This window comes from Ruegeria sp. YTSC004 (assembly GCF_059609805.1).
The window spans coordinates 15,277-40,865 of record NZ_JBXWMJ010000011.1; the positions used below are offsets into that span (position 1 = coordinate 15,277).

At 57.6% G+C, this 25,589-nt stretch carries 33 protein-coding genes; 18 read left to right on the plus strand and 15 right to left on the minus strand.

Going from position 1 to position 25,589, the window contains the following annotated elements:
* Positions 1–16: 16 nt before the first annotated feature.
* The 6 genes from AC2FFP_RS17890 to AC2FFP_RS17915 form a co-directional block, all read right to left on the minus strand.
* On the minus strand, positions 17–1,111 hold the full coding sequence (locus tag AC2FFP_RS17890; RefSeq protein ID WP_496779905.1) for a flagellar basal body P-ring protein FlgI: 1,095 nt from the start codon (positions 1,109–1,111) through the stop codon (positions 17–19).
* On the minus strand, positions 1,108–2,115 hold the full coding sequence (locus AC2FFP_RS17895; protein WP_496881313.1) for a flagellin: 1,008 nt from the start codon (positions 2,113–2,115) through the stop codon (positions 1,108–1,110). The genes AC2FFP_RS17890 and AC2FFP_RS17895 overlap by 4 nt, the downstream gene beginning before the upstream one ends.
* A 2-nt stretch (positions 2,116–2,117) precedes the next feature.
* Positions 2,118–3,569, minus strand: a complete 1,452-nt coding sequence (flgK, locus tag AC2FFP_RS17900) for a flagellar hook-associated protein FlgK (protein WP_496881314.1) — start codon at positions 3,567–3,569, stop codon at positions 2,118–2,120.
* Positions 3,570–3,603: 34 nt separating this feature from the next.
* Positions 3,604–4,899 (minus strand): flagellar hook protein FlgE, encoded by a 1,296-nt coding sequence (locus AC2FFP_RS17905; protein WP_496769609.1) that lies wholly within the window; start codon positions 4,897–4,899, stop codon positions 3,604–3,606.
* A 98-nt stretch (positions 4,900–4,997) separates the two neighbouring features.
* Positions 4,998–5,834 carry a flagellar motor protein MotB gene (locus AC2FFP_RS17910; protein ID WP_496881315.1) on the minus strand — a complete coding sequence of 279 codons (837 nt, stop codon included), beginning with the start codon at positions 5,832–5,834 and terminating at the stop codon, positions 4,998–5,000.
* 84 nt (positions 5,835–5,918) lie between these two features.
* Complete coding sequence (locus tag AC2FFP_RS17915; RefSeq protein WP_496881341.1) at positions 5,919–7,238, minus strand: FliI/YscN family ATPase; 1,320 nt, start codon at positions 7,236–7,238, stop codon at positions 5,919–5,921.
* A gap of 104 nt (positions 7,239–7,342) precedes the next feature.
* On the opposite strand from AC2FFP_RS17915, the gene AC2FFP_RS17920 reads away from it, so the two are divergent.
* From AC2FFP_RS17920 to AC2FFP_RS17960, 9 genes are read left to right on the plus strand one after another with little or no spacing between them, the layout of a single operon-like run.
* On the plus strand, positions 7,343–7,729 hold the full coding sequence (locus AC2FFP_RS17920) for a FlgB family protein (RefSeq protein WP_496881342.1): 387 nt from the start codon (positions 7,343–7,345) through the stop codon (positions 7,727–7,729).
* 12 nt (positions 7,730–7,741) lie between these two features.
* On the plus strand, positions 7,742–8,128 hold the full coding sequence (gene flgC, locus AC2FFP_RS17925) for a flagellar basal body rod protein FlgC (RefSeq protein WP_496769614.1): 387 nt from the start codon (positions 7,742–7,744) through the stop codon (positions 8,126–8,128).
* 11 nt (positions 8,129–8,139) lie between these two features.
* A complete protein-coding gene (fliE, locus tag AC2FFP_RS17930) occupies positions 8,140–8,430 on the plus strand; it encodes a flagellar hook-basal body complex protein FliE (RefSeq protein WP_113789169.1) in 291 nt (96 codons plus the stop codon).
* A 4-nt stretch (positions 8,431–8,434) separates the two neighbouring features.
* Positions 8,435–8,707 (plus strand): flagellar biosynthetic protein FliQ, encoded by a 273-nt coding sequence (locus AC2FFP_RS17935; protein WP_496769616.1) that lies wholly within the window; start codon positions 8,435–8,437, stop codon positions 8,705–8,707.
* A complete protein-coding gene (locus AC2FFP_RS17940; RefSeq protein ID WP_496881316.1) occupies positions 8,707–9,417 on the plus strand; it encodes a flagellar hook-basal body complex protein in 711 nt (236 codons plus the stop codon). Before AC2FFP_RS17935 ends, AC2FFP_RS17940 begins: the two co-directional genes overlap by 1 nt.
* A gap of 21 nt (positions 9,418–9,438) precedes the next feature.
* A complete protein-coding gene (gene flgG / locus AC2FFP_RS17945; RefSeq protein ID WP_496769620.1) occupies positions 9,439–10,224 on the plus strand; it encodes a flagellar basal-body rod protein FlgG in 786 nt (261 codons plus the stop codon).
* Positions 10,224–10,640, plus strand: coding sequence for a flagellar basal body P-ring formation chaperone FlgA (flgA, locus tag AC2FFP_RS17950; RefSeq protein ID WP_496769622.1), 417 nt, complete (start codon positions 10,224–10,226; stop codon positions 10,638–10,640). Before flgG ends, flgA begins: the two co-directional genes overlap by 1 nt.
* Positions 10,640–11,371, plus strand: coding sequence for a flagellar basal body L-ring protein FlgH (flgH, locus tag AC2FFP_RS17955; protein ID WP_496769625.1), 732 nt, complete (start codon positions 10,640–10,642; stop codon positions 11,369–11,371). Before flgA ends, flgH begins: the two co-directional genes overlap by 1 nt.
* A gap of 12 nt (positions 11,372–11,383) precedes the next feature.
* Complete coding sequence (locus AC2FFP_RS17960; RefSeq protein ID WP_496845073.1) at positions 11,384–11,911, plus strand: flagellar basal body-associated protein FliL; 528 nt, start codon at positions 11,384–11,386, stop codon at positions 11,909–11,911.
* An 18-nt stretch (positions 11,912–11,929) separates the two neighbouring features.
* On the opposite strand, the gene AC2FFP_RS17965 is transcribed toward AC2FFP_RS17960, so the two are convergent.
* From AC2FFP_RS17965 to AC2FFP_RS18000, 8 genes are all read right to left on the minus strand, one after another.
* Entirely contained in the window at positions 11,930–12,292 is a 363-nt protein-coding gene (locus tag AC2FFP_RS17965; RefSeq protein WP_496779921.1) for a hypothetical protein, read from the minus strand.
* Positions 12,292–13,377, minus strand: a complete 1,086-nt coding sequence (flhB, locus tag AC2FFP_RS17970; RefSeq protein WP_496779923.1) for a flagellar type III secretion system protein FlhB — start codon at positions 13,375–13,377, stop codon at positions 12,292–12,294. Before flhB ends, AC2FFP_RS17965 begins: the two co-directional genes overlap by 1 nt.
* On the minus strand, positions 13,374–14,147 hold the full coding sequence (locus AC2FFP_RS17975) for a flagellar biosynthetic protein FliR (RefSeq protein ID WP_496779925.1): 774 nt from the start codon (positions 14,145–14,147) through the stop codon (positions 13,374–13,376). Before AC2FFP_RS17975 ends, flhB begins: the two co-directional genes overlap by 4 nt.
* Complete coding sequence (gene flhA, locus AC2FFP_RS17980; protein ID WP_496726689.1) at positions 14,144–16,231, minus strand: flagellar biosynthesis protein FlhA; 2,088 nt, start codon at positions 16,229–16,231, stop codon at positions 14,144–14,146. The genes AC2FFP_RS17975 and flhA overlap by 4 nt, the downstream gene beginning before the upstream one ends.
* Positions 16,232–16,240: 9 nt before the next feature.
* Positions 16,241–16,930, minus strand: a complete 690-nt coding sequence (locus AC2FFP_RS17985) for a lytic transglycosylase domain-containing protein (protein WP_496769637.1) — start codon at positions 16,928–16,930, stop codon at positions 16,241–16,243.
* Positions 16,931–17,003: 73 nt separating this feature from the next.
* Entirely contained in the window at positions 17,004–17,432 is a 429-nt protein-coding gene (locus AC2FFP_RS17990; RefSeq protein WP_109311283.1) for an Lrp/AsnC family transcriptional regulator, read from the minus strand.
* A 34-nt stretch (positions 17,433–17,466) separates the two neighbouring features.
* The gene (locus tag AC2FFP_RS17995) at positions 17,467–18,699 is read right to left on the minus strand and encodes an MFS transporter (RefSeq protein WP_496881317.1); all 1,233 of its coding nucleotides are present in this window, start codon (positions 18,697–18,699) and stop codon (positions 17,467–17,469) included.
* A 3-nt stretch (positions 18,700–18,702) separates the two neighbouring features.
* Positions 18,703–18,966: a metal-sensing transcriptional repressor gene (locus AC2FFP_RS18000; RefSeq protein WP_496881318.1), complete on the minus strand. Its 264-nt coding sequence runs from the start codon at positions 18,964–18,966 to the stop codon at positions 18,703–18,705.
* A 134-nt stretch (positions 18,967–19,100) separates the two neighbouring features.
* Here AC2FFP_RS18000 and AC2FFP_RS18005 point away from each other — a divergent pair, with 134 nt between their 5' ends.
* From AC2FFP_RS18005 to AC2FFP_RS18035, 7 genes are all read left to right on the plus strand, one after another.
* Complete coding sequence (locus tag AC2FFP_RS18005) at positions 19,101–19,715, plus strand: ribonuclease D (RefSeq protein ID WP_496881319.1); 615 nt, start codon at positions 19,101–19,103, stop codon at positions 19,713–19,715.
* Entirely contained in the window at positions 19,712–20,674 is a 963-nt protein-coding gene (locus tag AC2FFP_RS18010) for a KpsF/GutQ family sugar-phosphate isomerase (RefSeq protein ID WP_109311279.1), read from the plus strand. Before AC2FFP_RS18005 ends, AC2FFP_RS18010 begins: the two co-directional genes overlap by 4 nt.
* A 15-nt stretch (positions 20,675–20,689) precedes the next feature.
* Positions 20,690–21,289 carry an LPS export ABC transporter periplasmic protein LptC gene (lptC, locus tag AC2FFP_RS18015; RefSeq protein ID WP_058272998.1) on the plus strand — a complete coding sequence of 200 codons (600 nt, stop codon included), beginning with the start codon at positions 20,690–20,692 and terminating at the stop codon, positions 21,287–21,289.
* A 3-nt stretch (positions 21,290–21,292) separates the two neighbouring features.
* A complete protein-coding gene (locus AC2FFP_RS18020) occupies positions 21,293–21,784 on the plus strand; it encodes an LptA/OstA family protein (protein ID WP_058272997.1) in 492 nt (163 codons plus the stop codon).
* Positions 21,784–22,542 (plus strand): LPS export ABC transporter ATP-binding protein, encoded by a 759-nt coding sequence (lptB, locus tag AC2FFP_RS18025; protein ID WP_058272996.1) that lies wholly within the window; start codon positions 21,784–21,786, stop codon positions 22,540–22,542. The genes AC2FFP_RS18020 and lptB overlap by 1 nt, the downstream gene beginning before the upstream one ends.
* Positions 22,543–22,795: 253 nt before the next feature.
* A complete protein-coding gene (hpf, locus tag AC2FFP_RS18030) occupies positions 22,796–23,359 on the plus strand; it encodes a ribosome hibernation-promoting factor, HPF/YfiA family (protein ID WP_058273067.1) in 564 nt (187 codons plus the stop codon).
* Between the two features lie 60 nt (positions 23,360–23,419).
* Complete coding sequence (locus tag AC2FFP_RS18035) at positions 23,420–23,884, plus strand: PTS sugar transporter subunit IIA (RefSeq protein WP_058273066.1); 465 nt, start codon at positions 23,420–23,422, stop codon at positions 23,882–23,884.
* 61 nt (positions 23,885–23,945) lie between these two features.
* On the opposite strand, the gene dalA is transcribed toward AC2FFP_RS18035, so the two are convergent.
* Positions 23,946–24,461: a divisome-associated lipoprotein DalA gene (gene dalA / locus AC2FFP_RS18040; protein WP_058276578.1), complete on the minus strand. Its 516-nt coding sequence runs from the start codon at positions 24,459–24,461 to the stop codon at positions 23,946–23,948.
* A gap of 169 nt (positions 24,462–24,630) precedes the next feature.
* Here dalA and AC2FFP_RS18045 point away from each other — a divergent pair, with 169 nt between their 5' ends.
* Together AC2FFP_RS18045 and AC2FFP_RS18050 are read left to right on the plus strand one after the other, a co-directional pair.
* Positions 24,631–25,230, plus strand: coding sequence for a L,D-transpeptidase (locus AC2FFP_RS18045; RefSeq protein ID WP_496736884.1), 600 nt, complete (start codon positions 24,631–24,633; stop codon positions 25,228–25,230).
* Between the two features lie 140 nt (positions 25,231–25,370).
* Positions 25,371–25,553, plus strand: a complete 183-nt coding sequence (locus AC2FFP_RS18050; RefSeq protein WP_496726682.1) for a hypothetical protein — start codon at positions 25,371–25,373, stop codon at positions 25,551–25,553.
* The last annotated feature ends 36 nt before the right edge of the window (positions 25,554–25,589 follow it).

The window sequence follows — 25,589 nt, forward strand, 5'->3', positions numbered from 1 at the left end:
TGTTGGGCTGAGTTCCTCAGCGTACGATAAATTCGGCGTGCAACGCTCCGGCGGCTTTGATCGTCTTCAGAATGTCGATCATGTCCCGGGGCGACACCCCTAGCGCGTTCAGGCCTGCCACGACTTCGGACAGGGTTGCCGCTTCGGGTATTTCAGCCAGCCCGGTGCCTTCCTCTTCTTCTATTCCAGCGATTGTTCTAGGCACCACAACGGTTTCACCGCGCGCGAAGGGGTTGGGTTGAACCGCAATCGGCGCCTCTTCAACCGTGAGTGTAAGATTGCCCTGCGAGACCGCCACGCGGGATATCCGCACTTCCTGCCCCATCACTATCGTGCCCGAACGCTGATCGACCGCGACGCGGGCCTTGGTTTCGGGTTCGACCAGAATGTTCTCGATTCGCCCAAGAGCGTGGGCAGTCGAAATTGCCCGCGTTGCCGCTATGTTCAGCTCAACTGTCCCGGAATCCCGCATGATGGCCACTGCACTGTTGAATTCGGAATTAATGGCAAGCTCGATCCTGCCTGCCGTAGTAAAATCAGGCTCTCGCAAAGCAAGGCGCATCTGGGTAAGCGCCGATAGTTCGAAATCGATTTCACGTTCCACCCTTGCCCCAGAGGGGATCACGCCGGATGTGGGAACGCCCTGCACCACCGAGGCAGCCTCTCCCTCAGCCGACACGCCGCCTGCCAAAACGGTGCCTTGCGCAACAGCGTAAATCTGCCCGTCGGCGGCGTTCAATGGGGTCATTATCAACGTTCCACCCAACAGGCTTTTGGAATCTCCGATGGCAGAGACCGTCACGTCGATTTGCCCGCCAACACGTGAGAAAGGCGGCAGGCTTGCTGTCACCAGAACGGCGGCCACATTTTTGGGGCGAAAATCCTCACCGTTGACGTTGACGCCCAACCTTTCGAGAATGTTGGACATGATCTCTTCGGTAAAGGGTGAATTTCTTAGCCCGTCACCGGTTCCATTCAGCCCTACAACCAGACCGTAACCGACCAGATCGTTTCCGCGGACTCCGTCGAAGTCCACCAAATCTTTCAGTCGGATAGCGCCGGCGGAGGCCAGGCCAGGAAGCAACATCAGAAGAAAAACAAGAACTCTCATCTCAGGAAATTCACTAGTGACAGGTTCGCGTTGCGAACGGTGACCGAATACAGGCTTTCCAGTTGGAACTGCACGGTTTGCAACTGAGTGGCGGTTTCATAGGGATCCGCCGCGATCAATGTGCTTCGGCTGCTTTGTAGGCTAGTCCGCGCCGCGTTATTTCGTGTTTGCGCCTGTTCGAATCGGGCCTCGGTCGCGCCGACATCGGCGCGCAGCCCCACCAACTGATCCTTGGCGTTGACCAGATCGACGCCCAATTGTTTGAACAAGGCCGTTCTTTGTTGCATCGGGACATTCAGACCGCTGTCCGCGACCACGGCTGCGACCGCGATGTCGCGAAGTGCAGCTTTGATGGCTGGGTCGGTCGCTGTCACAGGAATTGAAACGCTTTCATTCTCGGATATCTGCATGGGGGCCAGTTTTGTGCCGGATCCCTGATAAATTACCGCATCGAACCCGGTAGGATCGTTGAACCAATCCTCTGCCCTCTGCCGGATGTCCGCGACAGTAGCTGCGCCCGTCAACTCGGCCTCTAGCGCGGTGATCAGCGTGTCAGCGGACGGAAGCGGAGAGACATCCGTTGCGGTGCCCGAGTAAAGGCTGCGCCCTCCGGCGCGGGTGTTCAACGCGGACACGATTGCGTCCAGTTCGTTTCTGGCCTGAGCCGACGCGTTTTCGTGGGTCACCGCCTGATTCGAGGTGCCAAAGGACAGAAGTGAGGCGGTAATCCCCTCAACAGCGCCGGCAACTGTGTTCAGGCTCAGCTGCATCGCATCCGTGAACAACCCGGCTTCGGCGGTCGATACTTTGAACGCATCCAGTCTGGACAGGCTGCGATCCAGATCCAGCAGATGAGAGTAATCACCGTCCAGATGGCCAGGCAAGTCCTGAACCCGTCCGGATGACAATTCGTAGGACAGTGTTTCGATCTGGTTTTTGATCTCGGTCGACCGGGTTCTCAGCGTCAAACCACGCGCCAGATCACCAATGGATGTCAAATTCATCGTCATAACCTCAGCAAAGTGTCCATCATCTCATCCAGGGTCGAGATGAGCCGCGCATTCGCGGCGTATGTCTTTTCGATCTGCATCAGGTTTTGCAGTTCGGTGTCGGTATCCACGCCACGTTCAGCTTCGATCTTGGCCATTTCCAGTTGCGAGTGCTTGGCGAATGTCATGCGCCCCTCGGCGGCATGGGCGTTTGCCCCAGCCTTAGACAGCAGTGCCTCGGCAATTTCCGCAGCTCGCATGTTGCCGGTGCCATATAACCCCCCGGCAACAGGACGGGCATCGTTCAGGACCGCGCTAAAGGCCCTCAGCTGCGTTGCATCGCCTGGATCCCCCGGAGTGGCGGCGCCGAGGCCCGTCCGCAATTTCCAGCTGTCACCACCAGCATCGGGGTCCAACGCCACGTTCAAGCGTATGCGCGAAGCCAATCCGATTGCCGCAGTTGCGTCGTAGCGATTGCCATCATCGGTGAACACGCCGGGATCAGTTGCCGCGACGGTCGGATCAAGACCGGCGGTCTCGAACCGTTCGATCAGGTCTTGGGCGGCGGTGTCCAAGTGTACTTGAGCCTCAACCGCCAGTTCATCGCGAATCTCGAACTGAGCCGCCAGCGCACCGCCCCTAAGCTGCGCACTATTGCCGCCGGTACGCACAGGCTGCCCGTTCATTTCAAGACCTGACAAAAGGCTGTTGGCAAATGTCATGTGCGGCTTGGTTTCGCCGGTAGTCGTAAAACTGAATTCTGCTGCCTGCCCCTCTAAAAGGATCAGGCCGCCGTCTGAATATAGCGACACACGGTCGTTATCCCGCGCTACGACTTTGACCGGCATCAGCTCGTTCACTTGATCAATCAATACTTGACGCTGATCGAGCAAGGCATTGATATCGCTGCCGGAGTTCTTGATGCTGGGGATCTTATTGTTCAGCTTTTCGATATCCTGCAAGGACTGGTTCAGGCGGTTGACCTGCTTGCCGATGGTCCTGTCTGCGTCCGACCGCGCCTGACGTAAACCTTCGGATGCCGCGTTAAGGCTGTCCGCCAAATCCCGGGCAGCGCGGGCCGCCTGATCCAGCCGCACTTTGGAATCGGGCAAGCTGGCGGCCGTTGTCATATCGTTCTCAAATTCGGTCAACCGAGAGGCAAAGGATTTGGGGTCATCAACCGAACCCACAGCCTTATCAAAACGGGTGTAGAACTCTGAGATTGCGCTGGCACCGGCAAGACTTGCGTCGGAATCGCGCCGGTTGGCGATCAGGGCCGGGTCCTGATGGCGCGTCACACCGACGGTGCGCACGCCGTTGCCTGAGATCGGACTTGTTGCCAATTCCAGCGAGCGACGCGCATAGCCCGGTGTCAGGGCGTTGGCGATATTGCCCGAGACAACTGCGGCCCCGCGGCTTGCGGCGGTCAGACCGCCCAACGCGTTGTTCAATGCTGTCGTGATGTTCATCGGACAGGTCCTTTCCCTAGCTCAAAGCCCCGGATCAACGTTTGATGTTTGTGGTTTCCTGCAGCATCTCGTCGACGGTCTGGATCACTTTGGCGCTTGACGAAAATGCCCGTTGCGTCTGGATCATTGATGTCAGTTCAGTTGCAACATCTGTCGTCGATTCTTCGCGCGCAAAGGACACCAGATCGCCCGTTGGCCCATCGCCCGCGTTCCAAAGGAAGAACGTTCCGCTGTCGTGGGATGGGGCATAGGTCTGATTATCCAACGCCGTTAGCCCATTCGGGTTGGGAACATCGACAAGCGGAATCTGGTACACGCGCCGGCTAACACCGCTGTCGTATTGCGCGTAGACATACCCGTTTTCATCCACTTTCACGCCTGTCATCGTTGCAACGGGGGCACCGTCGCGCGTGATCGATACGGGGGCAAATGTATCCGACAGCTGGGTAATTCCATCTTTGTCGCCAATCTGACCGATATTAATCTCCATCGGCCCGCCATCCACGTTCACCACAAAACTGCCATTTGCCGGATCGTAAGCACCACCCGAAATGGTGGTCACGCTGGCCAGCGTGCCGCCTGCGGTTCGGCTGTCGGTGAAGGTCAGGCGGTACTCTCCGATCACCGCACCGCCAGATGCGGTATCGCGCAGTGTCATCGTCCATTCATTGCTGGAGCCCGTACCGGGCACGGTCGGGACCAATTCAATATTCACGGATTCCGATTTTCCGAGGTTGTCAAAATACTCAACAGACAAAGGCTGTGCGTCACCCGGTGCGCCGGCATCCGTCGCCGTAGCCGGAAGGTTCATGCGAAGGTTCATGCTTGTGGTCGGTGAACCGGTTAGTTGGTTGACGCTGAGTTTGACGGGTTCCAGCGCAGCTGCCGTATCCCTTGGCACATTAGGGATCGATCCGTCCGGGCCAGCGGGCCAACCCAACAAAACAAGCCCCGATTGCGTCACCAGATGACCCTGCTCATTGGTGCGGAACGAGCCAGTTGTGGTCAGAAGCATCTCATTCGAGTTTGACGCCACCTGAGAGCTGGGTCGCACGGGCAGCAGGCCACGGCCGCGCACTGCCAAATCGGTTGAATTGTTCGTTGTGACCAGCGATCCACGCTGGTCGATCATGCGTTGACTCGTGGTTCTGACGCCGCCTGCCGAATAGCTTCCACCCTGACCGGAGGTGACCATCGAGTGAAAGTCGGTCTCAACCCGTTTGTAGCCAAAGGTGGACGAGTTGGCGATATTGTCAGAGATGGTCGCCAGCCGGTTCGCGTTGGCCTTCAAAGCGGCCACACCGGCATTCAGCGAAGAGGAAATTGTCATTGGCACGCCCTTCTGTTGCGTCAAAACGTGATGCAACAGCTAACGTGCTGGCCCTTAACAGCACGCTAACAGGTAAAATGCGTTCTATCCTTTTGGGTCTAGGGCGTGCGCAGAAAAATGATCTCGATCCGGTTGTTGCGAACCGCCATTGGGTTTTTTGCCGTCAACTCGCGGTCCGCGTGGCCCGTGACCCGATCCAGCCTTTCGACGGACAAACCCTTGCCTTGCAGCATCTGACGCGCTGCCTGCGCGCGGGCCGTCGACAGATCCCAGGCCGGGTTTTGCGCCAGGACAACCGGCGACGCACGCACATGTCCTTCGACGGCGACTGCATTCTGCACCAGGTCCGAAGACCGCGCCACCAGCAACGCCAGTGCGCGCATCATGGCGGTGGGCTTATCGGTCCCCGATTCGAACAGCGGCTGATCCTCGGTATCGAACAGTTCGACAACCAAACCTTCATCTGTGACCCGCGTGACGATGTGTTTCAGGACCTTGTCCGAGACCAGGCTTTCACCGGTGCGCCCCAAAAGCTTGGCTTCAAGCGTCGAGAAATCCTCAAGGTTTTCCTTGCCGCCCTCGGCGTTCACGCCAACCGAACCACGCGCCTGCCGCGCAACGGTTGGGCTTTTCTGGCTGGCACCCGAGCCGTCCATCACCATGGTTTTTTCCGAGAACATATTGTTGCCACCAAAGGCCCCGTCCCCGCCGCCTGACACCGGGTTCACGGGGATTGTCGGAGAAAAGTAATCCGCCAGTCCTTTGCGTTGTTTTTCCGTCGTTGCATTCAGCAGCCACATCAACATGAAGAACGCCATCATGGCCGTGACAAAGTCGGCATATGCGACTTTCCACGCGCCACCGTGGTGACCATCGCCACCGGACACACGTTTCTTCTTGATGATGATTGGCGCCGCATTGGATTGCGCACCCATCTCCACCACCTTTTTATCACCCGATACCGAGGTATCAGCGCAGGTCTTAAGGCAGGCTTAACGTTTAAAACTGTCGAGATATCTCTACTGAGCCAAAACGGTTCCTGCCCTACGCAGGATCAGCTGCAGGTGGTTGAAGCTGTTCTGGATGTCTTCCGTTTCGGGTTTGGCAAAAAAGCCGTCCAGGTCATCATGAACACGCACCGCTTGATCGAGAAGTGGGTCCGCGCCCTCGGAGTAAAGCCCGGCCCTGATCATAACTTCGGATTGCTCATAGCTGCCAACCAGTCGGCGGGTTTGGGATATCAACAGGTTCTCTTCCGCCGTGGCCGCACTCGGCAGGCTGCGCGAGACCGAGCGGCTCAGGTCAATGGCCGGAAACCGGCCGCGTTCGGCGATCTCACGGCTCAGGACAATGTGGCCGTCCAGAACGCCACGCAGGATATCGGCAATGGGTTCATCCATATCAGATCCTGCAACCAGAACGCTGAACACTGCTGTGATGTCGCCCTGCTCTTCCGTGCCTGTCCCGGCCCGCTCGCACAGGGCGGCAATTAAAGGGGTTACAGAAGGGGGAAATCCGCGCAGCGAAGGCCGTTCGCCCATAGCCACGGCAATCTCACGATGCGCCTCGGCAAACCGAGTGACCGAATCCGCCAGAAACAGCACGTTCAGACCCTGATTGCGCAGGTATTCTGCCACCGACATCGCGGACCAGGCACATCGGCGGCGGGCCAAGGCGGACTGATCAGACGTTGCGGCCACAACGACTGACCGCTTCATTACCTCGGAACCCAGTGCATGTTCGACAAACTCGTTGACCTCGCGCCCACGCTCACCCACCAGCGCGACGACGACTGCATCCGCCTGCATAGATCGCGCCAGAGTTGCCAGCAAAGTGGACTTTCCCACGCCCGAACCTGCAAACAAACCAACGCGCTGTCCCTGAACCAATGGCAGCATGGTGTTCAGCATAGCAAGACCAGTTTCCATTCGGCCACCCAGAGGTTTGCGATCGACTGCCGCTGGCGGGGATCGCATGATGTCGTACGTTTGGATGCCCTGCAGCAGCGGTTTTCCGTCCAGCGGCTGACCGAACGGGTCAATCACCCGTCCCAACCAGTACATACCCGGCGCAAAGGCGGGTGTTTGCAGCAGAATCACCCTGTCGCCAAGGCAGACCCCGTCTGGTGCCATGGCGGGCAGCACGTGGATCATACCCGATTCGACACGTAGAACTTCGCCTGCCAGATCCGGCCCATTGCGTCGGCGTAAAGTCACATGATCCCCGATCCGGGCATGGGTTTCGAGGCCCTCAACCTCTATGACCCCGCGCGCGACACTGGCCACTCGTCCCATATGGTGCATGGCAGTAAGGCGGTCGAATTCGCATTTCAAAAGCATCGGGTCAAGATCGGACATCGTGGGTTCTCCAACGGTTTCTGAAAACGGTTTTTAAAGGAATCGGGGTTAAGCCTTGATTGAAATTGATCGAGGGAGAAGCCCCGATGTTCTATGACCTGAACGTCTTTAAGACCGCGTACGCAATGGCAACCCATGCCGGGCAACGGCAATCCGTCATTGCACGAAACATGGCCAATGCGGATACGCCAGGCTACCAGCCCCGCGATATCGAGGATTTTCAGAAAGCCTTCGAAAGCTCGGGTCGTGAGGTCGCCATGGCTGCGACGCGGGCGGGTCACCTCAACGGTATTGGCGGCCCAAAACCTTGGGCTGAGATTGAAGCCTCGCCTTCGGGTGACCCAAATGGCAATGGCGTTTCTGTCGAGGAAGAGATGCTAAAAGGCGTTGAGGTCAAGCGTCAGCATGACCGTGCCCTGGCGATCTACAAATCTTCAATGAACATTCTGCGCAGCAGCGTCGGCCGGGCATAAGGGGGCCATAGGATGAGTGACTTTTCCCATTCTCTGACGGCCTCTGCCAGCGCCTTGCGCGCACAGGCCGCGCGTTTGCGCCATGTGTCCGAAAACATCTCGAACGCGGATACGCCGGGTTATCGGCGCAAGACGGTTCCGTTTGAGGCCGTGAACAAAGGCGGCAACGAAATGGTGCAGGCTGGGCGGGTCAAGCTGGACCGCCGCGCGCTGTTTCGCATTTACGACCCAAGTCATCCGATGGCCGATGACACGGGTCACTATCGTGGCTCGAACGTCGATCTGATGATCGAGATCGCCGACGCCCGCGAGGCGCAACGCAGTTACGAAGCCAACCTAAAGATGTTCGATCAGACTCGTCAGATGTCGTCGAGCCTGATGGACCTTCTTAGAAAATAAAGGACACCAAAATGGATATCCGAGCAATCAATGCGGCCCAGAGTTATGCGGGCGCGCGCCCCGCAACGCAAGCTGACCCAGACCATGCCGGAATGGCCCAGGGGCTGCGGGCAGGGTTTCAGGACTTTGCCGCGACGCTGAAACAGTCCGAGCAGATGTCGCAGGCCGCAATGACCGGGCAGGCCGATCCGCATGCATTGGTGCAGGCGCTGGCGCAGACCGAACTGGCGGTGGAAACAGCTGTGATCGTGCGCAACAAGGTGGTCGAGGCTTACCAGGAAATCCTGCGGATGCCGGTCTGACGCAATGCTCAGCGAAGGTCTGTTCTATGACATCGTACGTCAGGCGCTTTGGGTCGCGGTCATCACCTCGGTTCCGATCCTGGCGGTGGCGCTGGTTTCGGGCCTGATCGTTGGCCTGTTCCAGGCGCTGACCTCGGTGCAGGAGATGACGCTGACCTTCGTGCCCAAGCTGATCGCCATCGTCATCGTGTTCTGGATCTCAATGGGCTTCATGACCCAGACGCTGGTCACGTTCTTCGCAGGAACACTGATCCCTTTAATCGCAGAAGGTCGCTGATGGATACCGCCTATGTCACCCTGTCCCGGCAATCGGGTCTGATGAACGAAATGCGCCTGGTGGCGAACAATATCGCCAATGCCAACACCACCGGCTACCGCGCGCAAGGTTTGGTTTTCTCGGAATTCGTACGCGATATGTCCGGAAACCCGTCCCTGTCCATGAGCCGCGCCGAAGTGCGCAATACGTCGCTGCAGCAAGGCGTGCTGACCGAAACCGGAGGGCAGTTCGACTTCGCCATCGAAGGGGATGGGTTCTTTATGGTTGAATCCCCCGCGGGCAACCGTCTGACCCGAGCTGGTGCGTTCTCATCCAACGCGGACGGAGATCTGGTGACAATGGACGGGCACCGTGTGCTGGATAGCAATGGCGCGCCCGTTTTTATCCCGCCGGACGCGGCAACCATTGATGTCGGCAGCGACGGTACGCTGAGTTTCGACGGGCAATTGCTGGGACAAATCGGTGTTTACCGCGTTGCCGATCCCAAAACACTGGTGCGCGAAGGCAGCACGCAGTTTCGGGCCGAGGGCGATATTGAACCAGTCGAAGAACCTGTGGTCGTTCACCGTTTTCTCGAAGGATCGAATGTGAATGCCATCGCCCAGGTCTCGCGCATGGTCGAGATCCAGCGCGCCTATGAATTGGGGCAGAGCTTTCTGGAGGCCGAAGACGAACGTGTGCGCGGTGCGCTCAAGGCGCTGATGCGCTGATTTGTACAAGGAGAATTTGACATGCGGGCTTTAAAAATCGCGGCGACGGGAATGACGGCGCAACAGATGCGAGTCGAGACGATCTCGAACAACCTTGCGAATATGAACACCACGGGTTTCAACGCAAGGCGCGCCGAATTCGCCGATCTGCACTATCAGCAGATGGCACGAGCAGGCGCGGTCAATGCCAATGACGGTACGGTTTTGCCAACAGGTATCCAGTTAGGTCTTGGGGTTCGCCCGGCGGCGGTGACCGTGCAGCTATCGCAGGGTGCTTTGTCAGCCACCGGAAGCGATCTGGACATCGCCATCGAAGGGCGCGGTTATCTGGAAGTGACGCTGCCCAACGGCCAGTCCGGCTATACCCGCGATGGCAGCCTGAAACGATCAGCCGAGGGGCTGATCGTAACATCGGACGGGTTTGCCGTAGCGCCCGAGATCACCATTCCCGACGATGCGCGGTCGATCTCGATTAACCCCGCGGGTGAAGTTTACGCCTATTTCGATGACGCGCCAGAGGGGCAACTGCTGGGAGAGTTCACTTTGGCCAGTTTTTCCAACGCCAAGGGGCTCGAGGCGATTGGCAGCAACCTGTTCAAAGAAACCGAAGCTTCGGGCGCGCCCGTGGTTGGCGCACCCGGAGAGGATGGGATGGGCACGCTGCGGCAGGGCTATCTCGAGGACAGTTCGGTCGATGCGGTGCGCGAGGTTACCGAACTGATTGAGGCACAGCGAGGATATGAAATGAATGCCAAGGTCATATCCGCCGTCGATCAGATGATGGGCGCAACGACGCAGGTGCGGTGATGCGGGCTCTGAGTTTTGTTCTGGCCTTGACGGCTCCGATCCCGGCAATGGCTGAAATTGTGGTGTCGAAACGCACCATTCGGGCCAAGGAAATCATTTCAGCCACTGACCTGGAAACCAAGGATCAGATGGTTCCAAACGCGGTGAGCAATGTGGACTTTCTTGTTGGGCAAGAGGCGCGCGTCGCCCTCTACCCCGGGCGTCCTATTCGTGAGGGCGATTTCGGTCCGCCTGCAATTGTGGATCGAAACGATCTTGTCGTTCTTGTTTTTGACCGCCGCCCCCTGTCCATCACCGCCGAGGGTCGCGCGTTGGGCCGTGGCGCGGTCGGGGATCGAATCCGGGTCATGAACCTGTCGTCACGCACAACCGTAACCGGACGTATCCGGTCGAACGGCCAGATCGAGGTAAAATGATGTCAGTACTTCCTAAAACTCTGTTGGTTGCCGTTCTCACCTTGTCGGGCTGTGGCCGTGTGGATCACCTTGGCAAACCACCAAGCTTTACGTCCAATGATGAGTCGCCGGAACATGTGGCGATGCTTTGGCCCGGCTTGCCTTTGCATACGCAGCCGGCGCGCAGTGTCGACAAATCCTCGCTTTGGAGCGGTGGTCAGCAGTCTCTGCTGGGAGATCAGCGCGCGATCAAGAAAGGGGACATCATGACGGTCGTGATCGAGCTGGACGAAAAGGCCGAGATATCGAATGACACCAACCGATCCCGTAGCGGCTCGGAAAGTCTTGAGGTGCCGGGGCTGTTTGGCTTACCGCAACGCGCGGCCGAGCACCTGCCAAATGGCGCATCCCTGGACGAAGCCGTGTCGATCGATTCCTCGTCGACCAGCAAAGGCAAAGGATCAGTGAAGCGAAAAGAAAAGCTGACATTGCGGGTGGCCGCGACCGTGATTGATGTTTTGCCAAACGGTGTGCTTTCGATCTCGGGCTCGCAGGAATTGCGCGTCAACTTTGAACTGCGTGAGCTTTTGGTCGCGGGCTATGTGCGCCCTCAGGATATCTCGCGTCAGAATGAGATTACCTACGACAAGATCGCGTCGGCGCGTGTGTCTTACGGTGGTCGCGGTCAGATCACTGACGTTCAGCAGCCCCGTTACGGGCAGCAAATTCTGGATTCCATTCTACCATTCTGAGGGGAGGGAGTGATGAAAATACTGATCCCGGTCGTCCTTCTTTTCGCGGGCTTGGGTGGTGGCATTGCGGCAGGCGTGTTTCTGGCCCCTTCGGACAAAAAGGCAGAAGGTGCCAAAGATATGAACGTCGAGTCAAAACAAGACAAGACTAAGAAGAAAGACCCGAAAGCCACGGCAAAAAAATCCGGCAAAGCGGACAAAAAGGACGGTTTGGGTTCTTATGAGTATCTGAAGCTGACCAAGCAATTCGTGGTTCCGATCGTGGAATCGGATCGGATTGCTGCACTTGTCACCATGTCGCTAAGCCTTGAGGTCACACCTGGAATGGCCGAGCCGTTCTATGCCTCGGAACCCAAACTGCGTGACCGCTTTTTACAGGTACTGTTCGACCACGCCAATACCGGTGGTTTTGACGGGAACTTCACCCGCTCGGATAACCTGGGGGTCTTACGCGAGGCGTTGCTGGATGAGGCGCGCAAGGATTTAGGGGACGATGTTTCAAAGGTTCTGATCATGAGTGTGAACCGTCAGGATACGTGACGGGTCGACCGGCCCTGGTTAGATCACGGGCAAGTCCTTATTGGGTTTTTTGCATAAATTGGAAACCGCCTGCTTGCGCCCGAATGCGACGCGCAGATTCGTAAGGGCTGTCAGCTTTTGTGCTCGTAACCGCGCAAGCTGCATGTTGAGCTGTCTGCGTGCCGCCGATTCCCACCCGTTCCAAAGAACATCCGTTCCGGTAATACGGTAACCTTCCGCAGACGCTGTCTCTTGCCGGGTTTGTTGGACTTGGGCGTCAAGTCGGGCCAATTGTTGTTGTACCCGTGCCTCGGCCTCGAGCAACGGGCGCAGGGATTGGAATTCTCGCTGAAACGCGGCTTCGGTCACTTTTGCCAGATCCTGCAGCTGCTTGCGTTTCATCAGATCTGCTCCTTCGCCCGTTTGCGCATTGCCTCAGCAAACCGGATCGCGGCGGCAACGGGGCGGTAATGTTCTTCCGAGATCTGCTGCCCGATCTCGACCGTGGCATGCAATGCACGTGCTGTTGGCGGATCCGGGTGGATTGGGACGCCGGCCTGCCCGGCGGCCTCGCGAATGGCGGCTGCAACTGAATCCACGCCCTTGGCCACGCAAACAGGTGCCGATCCGGCGGTCCGGGACCATTTCAGCGCGACGGCAAAATGGGTTGGGTTCACGATCACGACATCGGCTTTTGGCACCTCGGCCATCATTTGATTGGTTGCGATATCCTGGGCGCGCTGACGACGTTGCTGTTTTACATGCGGGTCGCCTTCGGCATCTTTTGTCTCATCCTGGATTTCCTTGCGCGACATCCGGTTCTTGCGCATGTGTTCGGCGTATTGCCAGATGTAGTCGACCACACCGATGGTCAGAGCCACCGCAATGACGATGAACATGAACCGAAACAGCAGATTCATCATAAGCATCACTGAAGACTGGGCTTGAGTCGCGCTTGCGGACAGAATCTCGCTGAGGTTGGCCCGCAGGAAAAGCGCCAGGCATGTGCAGTAAATCACCAGTTTTGCAAAGCTCTTGGCAAATTCGAACAAGCCGCTGCGCCCGAATTTGTTCTTGGCATTGGACGGTATCGAAATGCGCGACATCTTGGGTTTCAGCTTGGTGGGCGCAAAAACCAGCGCACGTTGTGAAATCAGGCTGAGCAGGACGGCGGCGGCGGGCAGGCCAAACAGGATCGAAACAGACAATGCAGCCGTCTGCAGCATCCCCCCGACGGGGCTGGACGCCGAACCTGTTGTCAGCAGTTGGCCAAAATCATCTGCCTGATCAATCAACACGACAAACAACGTTCCTATGTTGCGCACCGCGAATTGCCCCGCAGCAAGCATAGCAACCAGCAAACCGACATAGGCCGCCACAACGTTCAGGTCGTTGGACTTGGCGATTTCCCCTTTTTCGCGCGCTTTCTGCAGCTTTTGCGGTGTCGCCTCAAAGGACTTGTCACTGTCGTCGTCCTGACCGCTCATCTTTTGACCCCAAGCGGGTTCACAATGAAGGCGAACAAGGCATCGGACCACACTGACAAGATCAAAGGGATGCCAGCAAACAGCAGAAACAAACCCGCGAAGGTGATCGCGGGGGCACCGACAAAGGCCACCATCAACTGAGGCATCGCCCGGTTTATGACCCCAAGCGCAAGGTTATAGATCAGCGACGCGATGACGAAGGGCATGGCCAGGCTGAACGCTAGACCAAAACTGCGCGCGATGTGTTTCACGCCCCATTGCGACATATCCGGTGCCAGCGGAGCAACGCCCATTGGAAACAGCGTGTAGCTGTGGATCAGAAATTGCGCGATGCGGATGTGCAGGCCTAGCAGAACCGCCAATGTCAGACCTGCGAGTGTCAACAGATATCCCATTGCAGGAACAGGATCGACAGCGGCCCCGCCCAGAATCTGCGACAGAGATGCCGATTGTGCCGCGATGGACCCCGCAGTTTGCAAGGCCAGCACGAACAGGCGCAGTCCAATGCCCAGTGCCAGCCCGACAAGTGTTTCGGAGCCAATCATCCGCGCCAAAGGCAATAACCCTTGCCCGTGGTCAGGCGCTGGAACGGCGGGCGTCACGATCAGTGTAAATGCCGCGGCGATCCCCAGCTTGACGCGGGTTGGAATGCTGCGTTCCCCGAAGGCGGGTAACAGCGATACCAGCGCCGACACGCGCAGGAAGACGGCAAAGAGGTGCCACAGACCATCTGCCAGTTCCGGCAGCAACGCTGGAGGCACAGCGATCATGCGGGTATCGTTCCGACCAATGCGGGTCTGGCCTCGAGCCCGATTTCCTCAAAGGACAGGACCGGATTCGACACCCCCCGCGCCTGCATGATCGTGCGCAGCAATCGACGTCGGCGGGTTGAGGTTACGACTGCCGGGAACACCCCGTGATCGGCGGATTGCGAGACGGTTTCGACGACACCATCTGCCAGTTTGTTGAACAGGTTCGGCGGCAGGGCGACATCCAATCCAGCGTTGGGCGCGTCGATCTGGTACGAGGCAAACGTGTCTTCCCATTCAGGCGCAAGCTGGATCAGCGGAATGGAACCGTCCCCCCGCTTCATGTCGGCAACCAACTGGAATCCCAATCTTTGCCTGACCAACTCGCAAATCCCTTCGGGTTGCGTCGTGGTCAAGCGCGCCTCGGCCACAGTTTCAAGGATCAGGGCCATGTTACGGATCGAGACTTTTTCCTCCAGCAGCAGGCGCAAAACAGAATGTAACGTGTCGATTGGCACCTTGTCCGGGATCAGCTCGTCCAGCAGCTTGCGGTTCGCTTCGGCCCGAACCGGATCGCTAAGCCGTGTCATCTCGGACAGCAGGCGGCGCAGGCATTTCAAAGTCAGCAGCCGCGCGAAGTTCTGTTTGATGATCTCAAGCAGATGTGTCGCCAAAATCTCGGGGGGAGAAACGATGGTCGCGCCGCTCAGCGCCGCGGCTTCCTGATCCTTTGGTAGAATCCAGCGCGCCGGAGCGCCATAAACAGGTTCGGTCACATCATTGCCTTCAGGCAGCATGTCATGGCCGTCCTGCACCAGCGCCAGTACCAGATCAGGGTTGAGAACACCGCGTGCCTGTTCGACCCCCTGTACCTTGATCACATAGGTTCCCAGTGGAAGTTCCGCCCGGTCGGTCAGGCGGATGTCAGGCAGGATCAGTCCAAAGCCTGAGGCGACATATGTGCGCATATTGGCAATTCGTGCGTCCAGCCCGGTGCCAGGGTTGAGAACCATGCTGACAAGATCAGGGGCGAATTCCAGGTGGACGTCGTCCAGATCCAGAATGTCCCCGATGGCCTGCGAGACCGGGGTCTCATCCTGCGTCGAGGGCGCATGTTCCGCGTCGGCCTCGGCCTTCTGTTTGCGGTGCACCGAATAGGCCGCATAGCCCAGAACGCCTGCGCCAAGGATGAAGGGCAAAAAGGGCAGGCCGGGCACCAACGCAAATAACACCATCAGCATCGCCACTGTGCCCAGCGCCGCAGGGTGGCGCCCCAGTTGGGAGAAGATCGCGCTGTCGGTCGCACCCTGGGTTCCGCCCCGCGCTAGCAAAAGTGCCGAAGCGATCGAGATGATCACGGCGGGAATTTGCGAGACCAGTCCGTCGCCAACAGTCAGAATGGCATAGGTCTCAAACGCGGCAGAGATGGGCATTCCCTGCACGATCACGCCCATAATCAGGCCCATCACAAGGTTCAGAAGCGTGATCAACAGCCCGGCAACCGCATCACCTTTGACGAATTTCGAGGCCCCGTCGAGCGAGCCGAAGAACGTGGTTTCCTGTTGTTCACGTTCGCGGCGCTCTTTCGCTTGTTGATGATCAATGGCCCCGGCGGACATGTCGCTGTCGATGGCCAGCTGTTTGCCGGGCATTCCGTCCAGAGCAAATCGCGCGCCGACTTCGGCCATGCGGGCCGCGCCCTTGGTGATGACCATAAAATTCACGATCAGCAGCACACCAAACACGACAAGGCCCAGAAAGATGCTGCCGCCCATGACGAAGTTCGCAAAGCCTTCGATCACATCTCCGGCTGCGTTAGGGCCGGTATGCCCCTGACCGATGATCAGCTTGGTCGAGGACACGTTCAGCGACAGTCGCAGCATCAGCGAGGCCAGCAGGATGGTTGGGAATGACGAAAAATCCAGCGGGCGTTCGATGAACAACGTCAGTGTGAAGATCAGAATCGCCAGCGCGAATGAGGCGGACAGGCCAACATCCAGAACCCATGCGGGCATAGGCAGGATCATCATTACGATGACAGTCATCAACGCCAGCGCCAGCAGCACGGTCGGAGAGAAAAGCGAACGGGCGTCGATCTTGGGCACACAAAGCTCCTAGTTGAACTGTATGAAGGCCGTCGCGGCACCAGCCACCGGTACTAGCGATCCCATCGCGCCAGTGTTGGCAGGCTCTGCCCGACGTGGAATTAATGGATCGGCAGCCCCGGTAAACGGATCGCGCGTCGCAAATGCGTTTGGAGTTTGCTGATCCAACTGAGCCAGAACGGTTTGAAAACGCGCCACATAGGCGTTCGCCAAAGCGGGTGTGCGCGAGTGATAGGCCCCGGCGGCAGCTTTCCACGAGCCCAGCTCGGCATATAGATCTTTCAGAAACCGCGCGGCATATGTGGCGTTTTCATCTGGGTCGAACATGGCGTCGATCGAGCGGAACGCCTTGCCGTGCCAACGGTAATTGATCTGGAAGCACCCGATATCAAAGCTGCGTTTGCCTGCTTTGAAGATGTCGAACACATATGATTTTGCCTCGAACTCTGAGGTGAACCAAATGCCCTTTCCTTCAACATTGATCGTCCAGGGCCAGGGTTGCAGTGCCCCGTCAGCTGTGCGGCCCGTTTCAACGCGGACAATGGCGCGCATGACATCTTGTGGCACACCTTCGGACCGGGCGGCGCGCTGGGCGGCGTGGTCGCAGATGCGGGCTGTTCGGGTGTTGGGCATGGCAAAACCCTGCGGCGCAGCCAACAGCGTCACCAAGGTCAGTCCTAAGATCGTTCGATATGGCATTCTGCCGGTCCGGGATTCTGATCAGTCCGGGCCAAGCTAGCTGTGTCAGGGTTTACAGAGGGTTATCGGCCGCTCAGTTTCGGTCGATCCGGCGGCCGAACACGACACTGGTGTTGGTTCGCAAAACCCCGGGGATCTTTGCCAATTCGTCGACCAGAATGTCCAGATCCTCGATCCTGGGGGCTTCGGCGGACAGCAGCAGGTCGAATTCCCCATTGATCGACAGGCAGAGTTTGACCTCGGGATAAGTTTCCAGCCGCTTGATAATACGTTTGGTCTCTTTTTGCTGAACCTCAAGCAAGACAACGACCTGAACGCGCGGGGCGTCTTCGGGCTCGCTCAGAACCACCGAATACCCGGCAATCACGCCGCGTTCTTCCATCCGTTGGATGCGTTCATGCACGGTGGTCCGGGCCACACCGAGTTTCGCCGCGATCTTAGTCGTAGATTCGCGGGCGTTGTGCTGCAGGGCTGTGATGATGCGGCGGTCAAGCTGATCCATAGGGCCAAGGTGTAGTGCAAATACCTTGGGATGCTCAAGGTTTGTCAGCGTGTTCGCCCGACGTGATTTTCTGCCTGGAGCGCGGCCAGATCAGAAGCGCAACACCAAGCCCCAAAAGGGCCGCCACAGTCATCCAGATCAATGTCTGTTCGGTTCCTTTGGTGGTCATCAGCCACCCGGCCATCGGGTACAGTACCAGCCAGCAGGCATGGGACAGGGTGAACTGCGCGGCGAAAACTGCTGGTCGGTCTTCCGGGCGGGCCGTGCGTGTCAGCAGACGGCCGGAGGGTGTCAGAGTGGCTGAATAGCCAAAGCCAGCACCTGCCCATAACACTGCGAGCCCCCACAAAGTCATCTGGGTCGAGGCGAACAACCCCGCTGCAACGGCCATCGTAAGTGTCCCGAATGCTGCACCAGCCAGCATAACGCTGCGATCCTCGTAGTTGTTCAGAAGAGACGGCAGGATGAAGGCCGCCACCATCGAGCCGCCCCCATACCCGGCCAATGCTACGGCCACAGCGCTTTCCGACAGCCCAAGATCAGCGCGCACGATGACGACAGTGTTGACGATGACCATCGCGCTGAGTGACGCGGCAGTCCACGTCAGCGCCAGCAAGCCGCGCAACCGTGTCGTACCAAGGTATAGGCGAATGCCCCGGGTTGTACGGTCGTAAACCCCCCTCCGTTTCGTCGGTTTGGGCGAAGGCAGGGCGACCGACACGACAAGGATTGCCGAGGCAACGAACCCAAAGCTCGTGCCCCAGAACAGGCTGTCAAAGCTCATGATCAACAACAGCGCTGCAGCCAGAGCGGGACTGAGCAGACTTTCGAGGTCATAGGCCAGCCGAGACAGCGACAGAGCTTTGGTATAGTCCTGCTCATCTGTCAGAACATCCGGGATCGTGGCTTGAAAAGCAGGGGTGAAACCGGCAGAGGCCGATTGCAGCAGGAAGATCAGCACATAGATCTGCCAGATCTCGGTCACGAACGGCAAACAAAGCGCAACGGCGGCACGCACCAGATCTAGCACCACCAACATTTTGCGTCGATCCAGTCGTTCCGCAAACGCAGCGGCGAGCGGGGCGACAACCACGTAGGCCACCATTTTGATGGTCAGGGCGGTTCCCAGAACCATACCCGCCGCGTCACCGGCCAGATCAAAGGCGAGCAACCCCAAGGCAACCGTCGCCAGCCCGGTTCCCATCAACGCAACCACCTGAGCCGCCAGTAAATGGCAATAGACGCGGTTCTTCAGGATGCTCAGCATCGGTCAGAGGTACTTTGTGATGGTTTTGAAGCCATCTACGTCCGGGTCTTTGGTTGCGGTCGTTGGTGATAGGCAGTGATCAATATGATCGTGGATCAAGGCCCGTTTGGCGTTGGTAATCGCCTTTTCAACCGCAAAAAGTTGCTGTGCGATGTCGGTGCAGGGCTCTTGATCTTCAAGCATGGATATTACCCGGGCCAGATGCCCGTGTGCGCGTTTCAGACGCGCATGGATCTGCGGGTGCGATTCGTGTTTGTACTGTGCCATGCAATAACCCTATCCCCCCCATAGGGATATGGTCAACGTAACCTGCGGGTCCCTGCCGCACTGTCATGGATAGCGTTGAGTTTAGAGACCAAACCTCCTATCTCGGGGGCGATACCGGACAAAGGACAAGCCCCGTGGCAAACCATCTTTACAAAAACGACCTGCCGGACGGGTTGGATATGGGCCCTGTTGTGGCCATTGACTGCGAGACTATGGGGCTAAACCCGCATCGGGACCGGCTGTGCGTGATCCAGATGTCGGGCGGCGACGGAGACAGCCATATTGTTCAGGTCGAAATAGGCCAGACCGAGGCCCCGAACCTTTGTTCGATGCTGGAAAACCCTGACGTGCTAAAGCTTTTCCACTTTGGCCGTTTCGACATTGCTGCGATGTACCACGCATTTGGCGCGTTGGCCGCTCCGGTCTATTGTACCAAAATCGCCAGTCGGCTGGTGCGCACCTATACGGATCGACACGGGCTGAAGAACCTGTGTCAGGAGTTGATCGGTGTCGATATCTCGAAACAGCAGCAGATGAGCGACTGGGGGGCTGAGACCCTGACAAATGCGCAGCTGGATTATGCGGCTTCGGACGTGCTGTACCTGCATCAACTGCGCGAGGCGTTGGACGGGCGCTTGGCCCGCGAAGGCCGCACCGAAATGGCGCAGGCCTGTTTTGACTTCCTGCCGATGCGTGCGAAACTGGACCTCGCCGGTTGGCCCGAAACGGATATTTTTGCGCACTCATGACCGATACCGAAGCATTCCTGAGAACCGCACGTCAGGTCATCACCGACGAGGCCCGCGCGCTGGACGTGCTTGGCGAAAGCCTGAATGAAGATTTTGCCGAAGCCGTGCAGATGATCCTACAGGCTCCGGGCCGCATCATCATCAGCGGTATCGGCAAATCGGGTCATATTGGCCACAAGATTGCCGCCACGCTGGCCAGCACCGGCACGCCCGCCTATTTCGTGCACCCGGCCGAGGCCAGCCATGGCGATCTGGGCATGGTGTCAAAAGGCGATGTGGTTCTGGCGATTTCCAATTCGGGCGAAGCGCCGGAGCTGGTCAATCTGCTGGCCTTTACCCGCCGCTTTGGCATTCCCTTGATTGGTTTGTCCAGCAAACCGGAAAGCACGCTGATGAAGCAGGCGGATGTGCATTTGTTGATCCCGTCGCTGGGCGAGGCTTGCGGTTTTGGCATGGTGCCCTCGATCTCGACCACTTTGACGTTGGCGATGGGCGACGCCTTGGCCATTGCGTTGATGAAGTACCGTGATTTCAAGCCTGAGGACTTCCGCGCCTTCCACCCTGGCGGCAAGCTGGGGGCGCAGCTTTCAACCGTGCGGGATTTGATGCACGCTGATCTGCCAGTTGTGTCTGAGGGTACCCCAATGAGCGAGGCGCTGCTGGTCATGAGCCAGAAAAGCTTTGGCGTTGTCGGCGTGACGGATGAGACGGGCCGCCTGATTGGCATCGTGACTGACGGCGACTTGCGTCGGAACATGGACGGCCTTCTGGACAAGACCACCAAAGAGGTCATGACCACCAATCCGCTGACCATTTCCCCGAACGCAATGGCGGAAGAGGCGGTGGCGATCATGAACGACCGCAAGATCACTTCGCTGTTCGTGGTCGACCCCGAGACACAAGGCCCAGCCGAGGGGCTGTTGCATATCCACGACTGCCTGCGCGTCGGATTGGGCTAAGCGGAGGGTAGTGCGGTGGACGGACACTCACGCAGGGTACAGTTCTTCAAGGTGGTGCTGCCGTTGGTGGCTATCGCTATGCTGTCGACTGTGTTCCTGCTGTCGCGCAGCATCGAAACCAATGTGTCCGTGCCCTTCAACCAGCAGGATATCGATGAACGTTTGGCGGATCAGGTGGTGACGCAGCCCAACTACCAAGGAACGACCCGCAAAGGCGAAGACGTTCAGATCGAGGCAAGCCGGGCAACGCAGGGTACTGAGGGCGAAGCGCCAACAGCGGCCGAATTTCGGGGCCGCTTTGGCCTGCTGAATGGCGGCGTAATCACTTTGGATTCCAACTCTGGCATGATCCGTCCGGACAAGAATACGGCTACCTTTGTCGGGGATGTGGTTATAACAACAACGGACGGCATCGTCGTCACAACGGATCTGTTGAACACCGCGCTGGACGAAATTCAGGGCGACACGCCCGGTCAGGTCGACGGAACCGGTATTATTGGTGATTTTACTGCGGGCAGAATGACTTTTGGGACTGAAAAAAAAGATGGACCGGTCCATATTATTTTTACAGATGGCGTGAAGTTGGTGTATGAGCCTCAAAAAGCAGAAAGATAACCTGTGTTCTATTTTCGATTAGCCCTTGTAAGCGCTGCTCTGGTAACTGGTGCGATCTCTGCGACAGCGCAGGAAACTCAGGTTGCTTTCGGTTCGGCCAATGCCGACCCAAGCCTGCCGGTCGAGGTAACCTCGGAAAAGCTGAACGTAAATCAGGAAGACGGCTCGGCCGAGTTTCTGGGGAACGTGATCGTCATTCAGGGCGAAATGCGCCTGACGGCGGAACGCGTGCTAGTCATTTATAACGAAGACCGTTCAGGCATCGAACGGATGGAAGCGACCGAAGATGTGATTCTGGTCAGCCCTCCGGATGCGGCCGAAGGCGACTGGGCGGAATACACCATCGATTCAGGTGAGATCGTCATGAAGGGCAACGTTCTACTGTTGCAGGGTCCAAGCACGATCAGCGGCGACCAGATGAACGCCAACCTGACCACCGGCAAAGCGACGATGACCGGCAACGTGAAGACCATCCTGCAGCAGGGGGCCAACTGATGGCTCAGCCAAACCTGACGGTAGCCGAAGGCGCGTCTGGCCTGAAAATCGAAAAACTTCGCAAGTCGTACCGAAAAAAGACGGTGATACGCGACGTTTCCATGACCTTGGGTCGATCCGAGGTGGTGGCGCTGTTGGGTCCGAACGGGTCAGGCAAGACCACCACATTCTACTCGGTCGCGGGACTTGTGTTTCCTGAGGCCGGCACTGTTACGATTGACGGTCAGGTTGTCACAACGCTGCCTATGTATCGCCGTGCGCGACTTGGGATCGGATATCTGCCGCAAGAGATGTCGATTTTCCGTGGCATGAGTGTCGAGGACAATATCGCCGCCGTTCTGGATATTACCGTCAACCATGCTCACCGCCGAAAGGAGCGGCTGGAAGAACTGTTGTCCGATTTCTCGATCGAACACCTGCGCCGCGCACCCGCGCTGGCCTTGTCGGGCGGTGAACGCCGCAGGGTCGAGATCGCGCGCTGTTTGGCAGCAGACCCGAAATATCTGTTGTTGGATGAACCCTTTGCAGGTGTCGACCCGATCAGCGTCGGGGATATTCGCCATCTGGTTGCGGACCTGAAAAAGCGTGGAATCGGCGTGTTGATCACCGATCACAACGTGCGCGAAACACTAGAGATCGTGGATCGTGCCTACATCCTGCATGACGGTCAGGTCCTGATGTCCGGCACACCCGACGAAGTGGTGGAAAACGAAAACGTGCGCCGGGTCTACCTGGGCGAAAACTTCCGTATTTCATAAGCTTGCGCAGATTTTCGCCAGGCGCATGGCGGAAATCACGTATATACACGCCTGTTTTGATTGACTCTCCCGCCGTCTCTTGCCTCAATTGGACTATGGCATTTCTTCGGTTCCCGACTGGATCACGACGTCCCTTCCTGGAAGGGGGGCCGGTGCGGTTACCGCAGGATTTGCCGATGTCCCCCACCCGATAAAAACAAGCGCGTCGCATTACGTGACGTCAGAAATGGGTGTGAATTGTGAAGGAGATCACATGCGTTACCAAATCAGCGGAAAACAGATCGACATCGGTGCGGCCCTGCAGACTCATGTGCAGACCGAACTGGGCGAGGTCGTGGGCAAATATGCCCAACGTCCGACAGATGCCAACGTCGTCTTTTCCCGTTCAGCGCATGAATATGTATGCGAAACCACAGTGCATCTTTCCACTGGTCTGACCGCTCAGGCCAAGGCACACGCAACCGAGATTTACGCGGCGTTTGAGGGATGCTGCGACAAGATGGAAACGCAACTGCGTCGTTATAAGCGCCGACTGAAAGACCACCACAAGGATCGGTCCGAGCCTGTTGAACTCTTCGGAGCGTCGTCTTATATCCTCGCCTCTGACGAATCGGAGACGGCTGACGAGCCCGATACTCTGCAGCCCATGATCGTGGCTGAGATGGAAACCAAGATCCCATCGCTGAGTGTTGGAGAGGCGGTCATGCAGATGGAACTTGCCGGTGCGCCGGTGTTGGTGTTCCGGAACGAAAACAAGGACGGATTGAATGTCGTGTACCGTCGCGAAGATGGTAATATCGGCTGGATTGATCCGTAACAGGCAAGACTAGCAAGGCACGCCCCTGCAATTGCAGGGGCCCCGCCGTGGAGCGTGATGATGGAGCTTTCGAGCATATTAAAGCCCGAAGCAGTACGTGTGTTGTCCGCCGCTTCTAGTAAGAAGCGGTTGTTTCAGGAAATTGGAGATGTTGCCGCCGGAACTTTGCATCTGGATGCGCAGACTGTCGTCGATTGCTTGTTGGAGCGCGAAAGCCTTGGACCGACCGGGGTTGGACACGGTGTCGCCTTGCCACACGCTCGGCTGACAGATCTGGACTCTGTTTCGGGTGTGTTTGTAATGCTTGAAAAACCGATTGATTTTGGATCGGTCGACCGGCAGCCGGTGGACATCGCTTTTGCACTGTTTGCGCCGGAAGAGGCGGGTGTCGATCACCTTAAGGCGCTTGCGCTGGTGTCACGTACACTGCGTGATACGTCTGTTTGCACAAAGCTGCGGGCCAACCCTGATCCGGTCAAGCTTTACGCGATTCTGACCGAAGCGCAGTCCATGCAGGCCGCCTGACCTTGCTGAAATAAAAAAGCCCCCGAAAGGTGGGGGCTTTTTTCTTCGAGGCGGCTTTTGGTTACCCGCCTGCTCCCATTTCCAGCGTCCACCAGATTTTCCCGCCACTTTCCTGATGCCAAGAAAAGCCCATTTGTGAGGCTTTCGGGTCCATGATCACGGCTCGGGGGCCAGGTTCCTGCATCCAGGCGGCCAAGGTTTCGGTTTCGGTCTCATAGGTTTCCGAAATCGCCTCACCCAGGAAAGTTCCGTAATAACCAACGCGTTGCGCGCGATCTATGGGCGACGATCCGTCCGAACCGAAGTGCCATGGGCGGTTCTGGCGCGCCATGTCCTTAGAGTGGGTCGCGGCCGCGGCATTCAGCTGCGAGTTCAGCTGCACCGCCTGTAAACCCTGAGCCTGGCGCAAGGCATTTACCGAATCCAGCATACGGAACTGGAGCTTTTCGGGGTTGCCGCGGATTTTGTAGACCGACGGCAGTGGACGGCCATCCGATCCGTAAGTTGGGGTGCTGCTTGGGGTACATGCAGCCAGCGCAACAAAGCAAAGAAACAGTAATGTGATAATACGCGTCATGATCGACCTGATTATTGTGTCGACATACGGCATAGCGCGCCATGCAGCCTTCGGCAAACCTGCAATGGCTGATTCTTGCATGTTTCTGCCGGTTTGATTTGCGATTGACGCATTCTGGCAATAAAATACGTGAAAATTTCAGGACAACTTTCGCAAAGGACCGGTCACTATGGTCAAGAAACCCATTCATTCATCTAGCCGCCGAGCATTTCTGGCCGGCGCTTCGGCCTTGTTGGCATCGCCGGCGATTGCCCAGTACGTTCCTGGTGACCCACTGCGCCCAGCCCCCGAGGCCGAGCCAGACGTGCGTCGCAATGTCTCGGGGTTCCGCGCCCTGGATTGGCAGCCTTATTTCTCGAATACGAGAAATGGGGCCATTCTGGTCGATACGGTGTCCCGAGCGCTGCATTATTGGTCAGATGATCAATCTGTATACAAACTCTACCCCTCATCCGTTCCGCTGACCGAAGAATTGACCCGCCGGGGCCGCACCAGCGTCATCCGCAAAGTTGAGGGTCCCAGTTGGTCGCCGACACCTTCTATGAAGAAACGAAATCCCGAATGGCCGGACCATATTCCACCGGGCCCTGATAACCCATTGGGAACACATGCTTTATACCTGAGTTGGAAATACTACCGGATTCACGGAACGCATGACACGCGCAAAATCGGTCGCCGGTCGTCGAACGGATGCATCGGCCTGTTCAACGAAGATATCGCTGAACTGTTCTCGATGGCGAAGGTCGGCACGCAAGTGTTGCTAATATGACGACATTTTCGCGCACGAACCCGCTTGTGGCTCAAGTTGCAATTGCATTCCAGCCATATAGCTGATTAGAAAAAAACCACGAGGTAAGTCTTAGGTGTGCGGATCCGATTGATGGAGCCGTGCAAACTCTGGAGGTTAATATGAAAAAACTCGTTCTCGCCGCTGCATTTACTGCTGCTGCTTCGACCGCTTATGCCGGTAACCTGGAAGAGCCGGTTGTTGAAGCACCGGTTGTTGTAGAGGAAACTCAGGGTTCGTCGCAGGGTATCATCCTGCCGCTGGTCCTGCTGGTCGTAGTTGCCGCAGCTGTTGCAGCAAGCTAATTTGACGAGCTAAATCTAGAGAAAAGGCGGTGGAGT

Coding starts and splice junctions, on each gene's coding strand:
- AC2FFP_RS17905 (WP_496769609.1), bottom strand. CDS start 4,899: ATGACAATTTCCTCTTCGCTGAATGCCGGTGTGGCCGCTTTGAAGGCC.
- flhB (WP_496779923.1), bottom strand. CDS start 13,377: ATGAGCGGTCAGGACGACGACAGTGACAAGTCCTTTGAGGCGACACCG.
- AC2FFP_RS18000 (WP_496881318.1), bottom strand. CDS start 18,966: ATGGCACAGTACAAACACGAATCGCACCCGCAGATCCATGCGCGTCTG.
- AC2FFP_RS17915 (WP_496881341.1), bottom strand. CDS start 7,238: ATGCTTTTGAAATGCGAATTCGACCGCCTTACTGCCATGCACCATATG.
- AC2FFP_RS17890 (WP_496779905.1), bottom strand. CDS start 1,111: ATGAGAGTTCTTGTTTTTCTTCTGATGTTGCTTCCTGGCCTGGCCTCC.
- AC2FFP_RS17920 (WP_496881342.1), top strand. CDS start 7,343: ATGTTCTATGACCTGAACGTCTTTAAGACCGCGTACGCAATGGCAACC.
- AC2FFP_RS18045 (WP_496736884.1), top strand. CDS start 24,631: ATGGTCAAGAAACCCATTCATTCATCTAGCCGCCGAGCATTTCTGGCC.
- AC2FFP_RS17975 (WP_496779925.1), bottom strand. CDS start 14,147: ATGATCGCTGTGCCTCCAGCGTTGCTGCCGGAACTGGCAGATGGTCTG.
- hpf (WP_058273067.1), top strand. CDS start 22,796: ATGCGTTACCAAATCAGCGGAAAACAGATCGACATCGGTGCGGCCCTG.
- AC2FFP_RS18035 (WP_058273066.1), top strand. CDS start 23,420: ATGGAGCTTTCGAGCATATTAAAGCCCGAAGCAGTACGTGTGTTGTCC.
- AC2FFP_RS17965 (WP_496779921.1), bottom strand. CDS start 12,292: ATGAAACGCAAGCAGCTGCAGGATCTGGCAAAAGTGACCGAAGCCGCG.
- fliE (WP_113789169.1), top strand. CDS start 8,140: ATGGATATCCGAGCAATCAATGCGGCCCAGAGTTATGCGGGCGCGCGC.
- AC2FFP_RS17895 (WP_496881313.1), bottom strand. CDS start 2,115: ATGAATTTGACATCCATTGGTGATCTGGCGCGTGGTTTGACGCTGAGA.
- lptB (WP_058272996.1), top strand. CDS start 21,784: ATGGCTCAGCCAAACCTGACGGTAGCCGAAGGCGCGTCTGGCCTGAAA.
- AC2FFP_RS17960 (WP_496845073.1), top strand. CDS start 11,384: ATGAAAATACTGATCCCGGTCGTCCTTCTTTTCGCGGGCTTGGGTGGT.
- AC2FFP_RS17935 (WP_496769616.1), top strand. CDS start 8,435: ATGCTCAGCGAAGGTCTGTTCTATGACATCGTACGTCAGGCGCTTTGG.
- flgH (WP_496769625.1), top strand. CDS start 10,640: ATGTCAGTACTTCCTAAAACTCTGTTGGTTGCCGTTCTCACCTTGTCG.
- flgC (WP_496769614.1), top strand. CDS start 7,742: ATGAGTGACTTTTCCCATTCTCTGACGGCCTCTGCCAGCGCCTTGCGC.
- AC2FFP_RS17985 (WP_496769637.1), bottom strand. CDS start 16,930: ATGCCATATCGAACGATCTTAGGACTGACCTTGGTGACGCTGTTGGCT.
- AC2FFP_RS17990 (WP_109311283.1), bottom strand. CDS start 17,432: ATGGATCAGCTTGACCGCCGCATCATCACAGCCCTGCAGCACAACGCC.
- dalA (WP_058276578.1), bottom strand. CDS start 24,461: ATGACGCGTATTATCACATTACTGTTTCTTTGCTTTGTTGCGCTGGCT.
- flgK (WP_496881314.1), bottom strand. CDS start 3,569: ATGAACATCACGACAGCATTGAACAACGCGTTGGGCGGTCTGACCGCC.
- AC2FFP_RS17995 (WP_496881317.1), bottom strand. CDS start 18,699: ATGCTGAGCATCCTGAAGAACCGCGTCTATTGCCATTTACTGGCGGCT.
- AC2FFP_RS17940 (WP_496881316.1), top strand. CDS start 8,707: ATGGATACCGCCTATGTCACCCTGTCCCGGCAATCGGGTCTGATGAAC.
- flgG (WP_496769620.1), top strand. CDS start 9,439: ATGCGGGCTTTAAAAATCGCGGCGACGGGAATGACGGCGCAACAGATG.
- AC2FFP_RS18050 (WP_496726682.1), top strand. CDS start 25,371: ATGAAAAAACTCGTTCTCGCCGCTGCATTTACTGCTGCTGCTTCGACC.
- AC2FFP_RS18010 (WP_109311279.1), top strand. CDS start 19,712: ATGACCGATACCGAAGCATTCCTGAGAACCGCACGTCAGGTCATCACC.
- flgA (WP_496769622.1), top strand. CDS start 10,224: ATGCGGGCTCTGAGTTTTGTTCTGGCCTTGACGGCTCCGATCCCGGCA.
- AC2FFP_RS17910 (WP_496881315.1), bottom strand. CDS start 5,834: ATGGGTGCGCAATCCAATGCGGCGCCAATCATCATCAAGAAGAAACGT.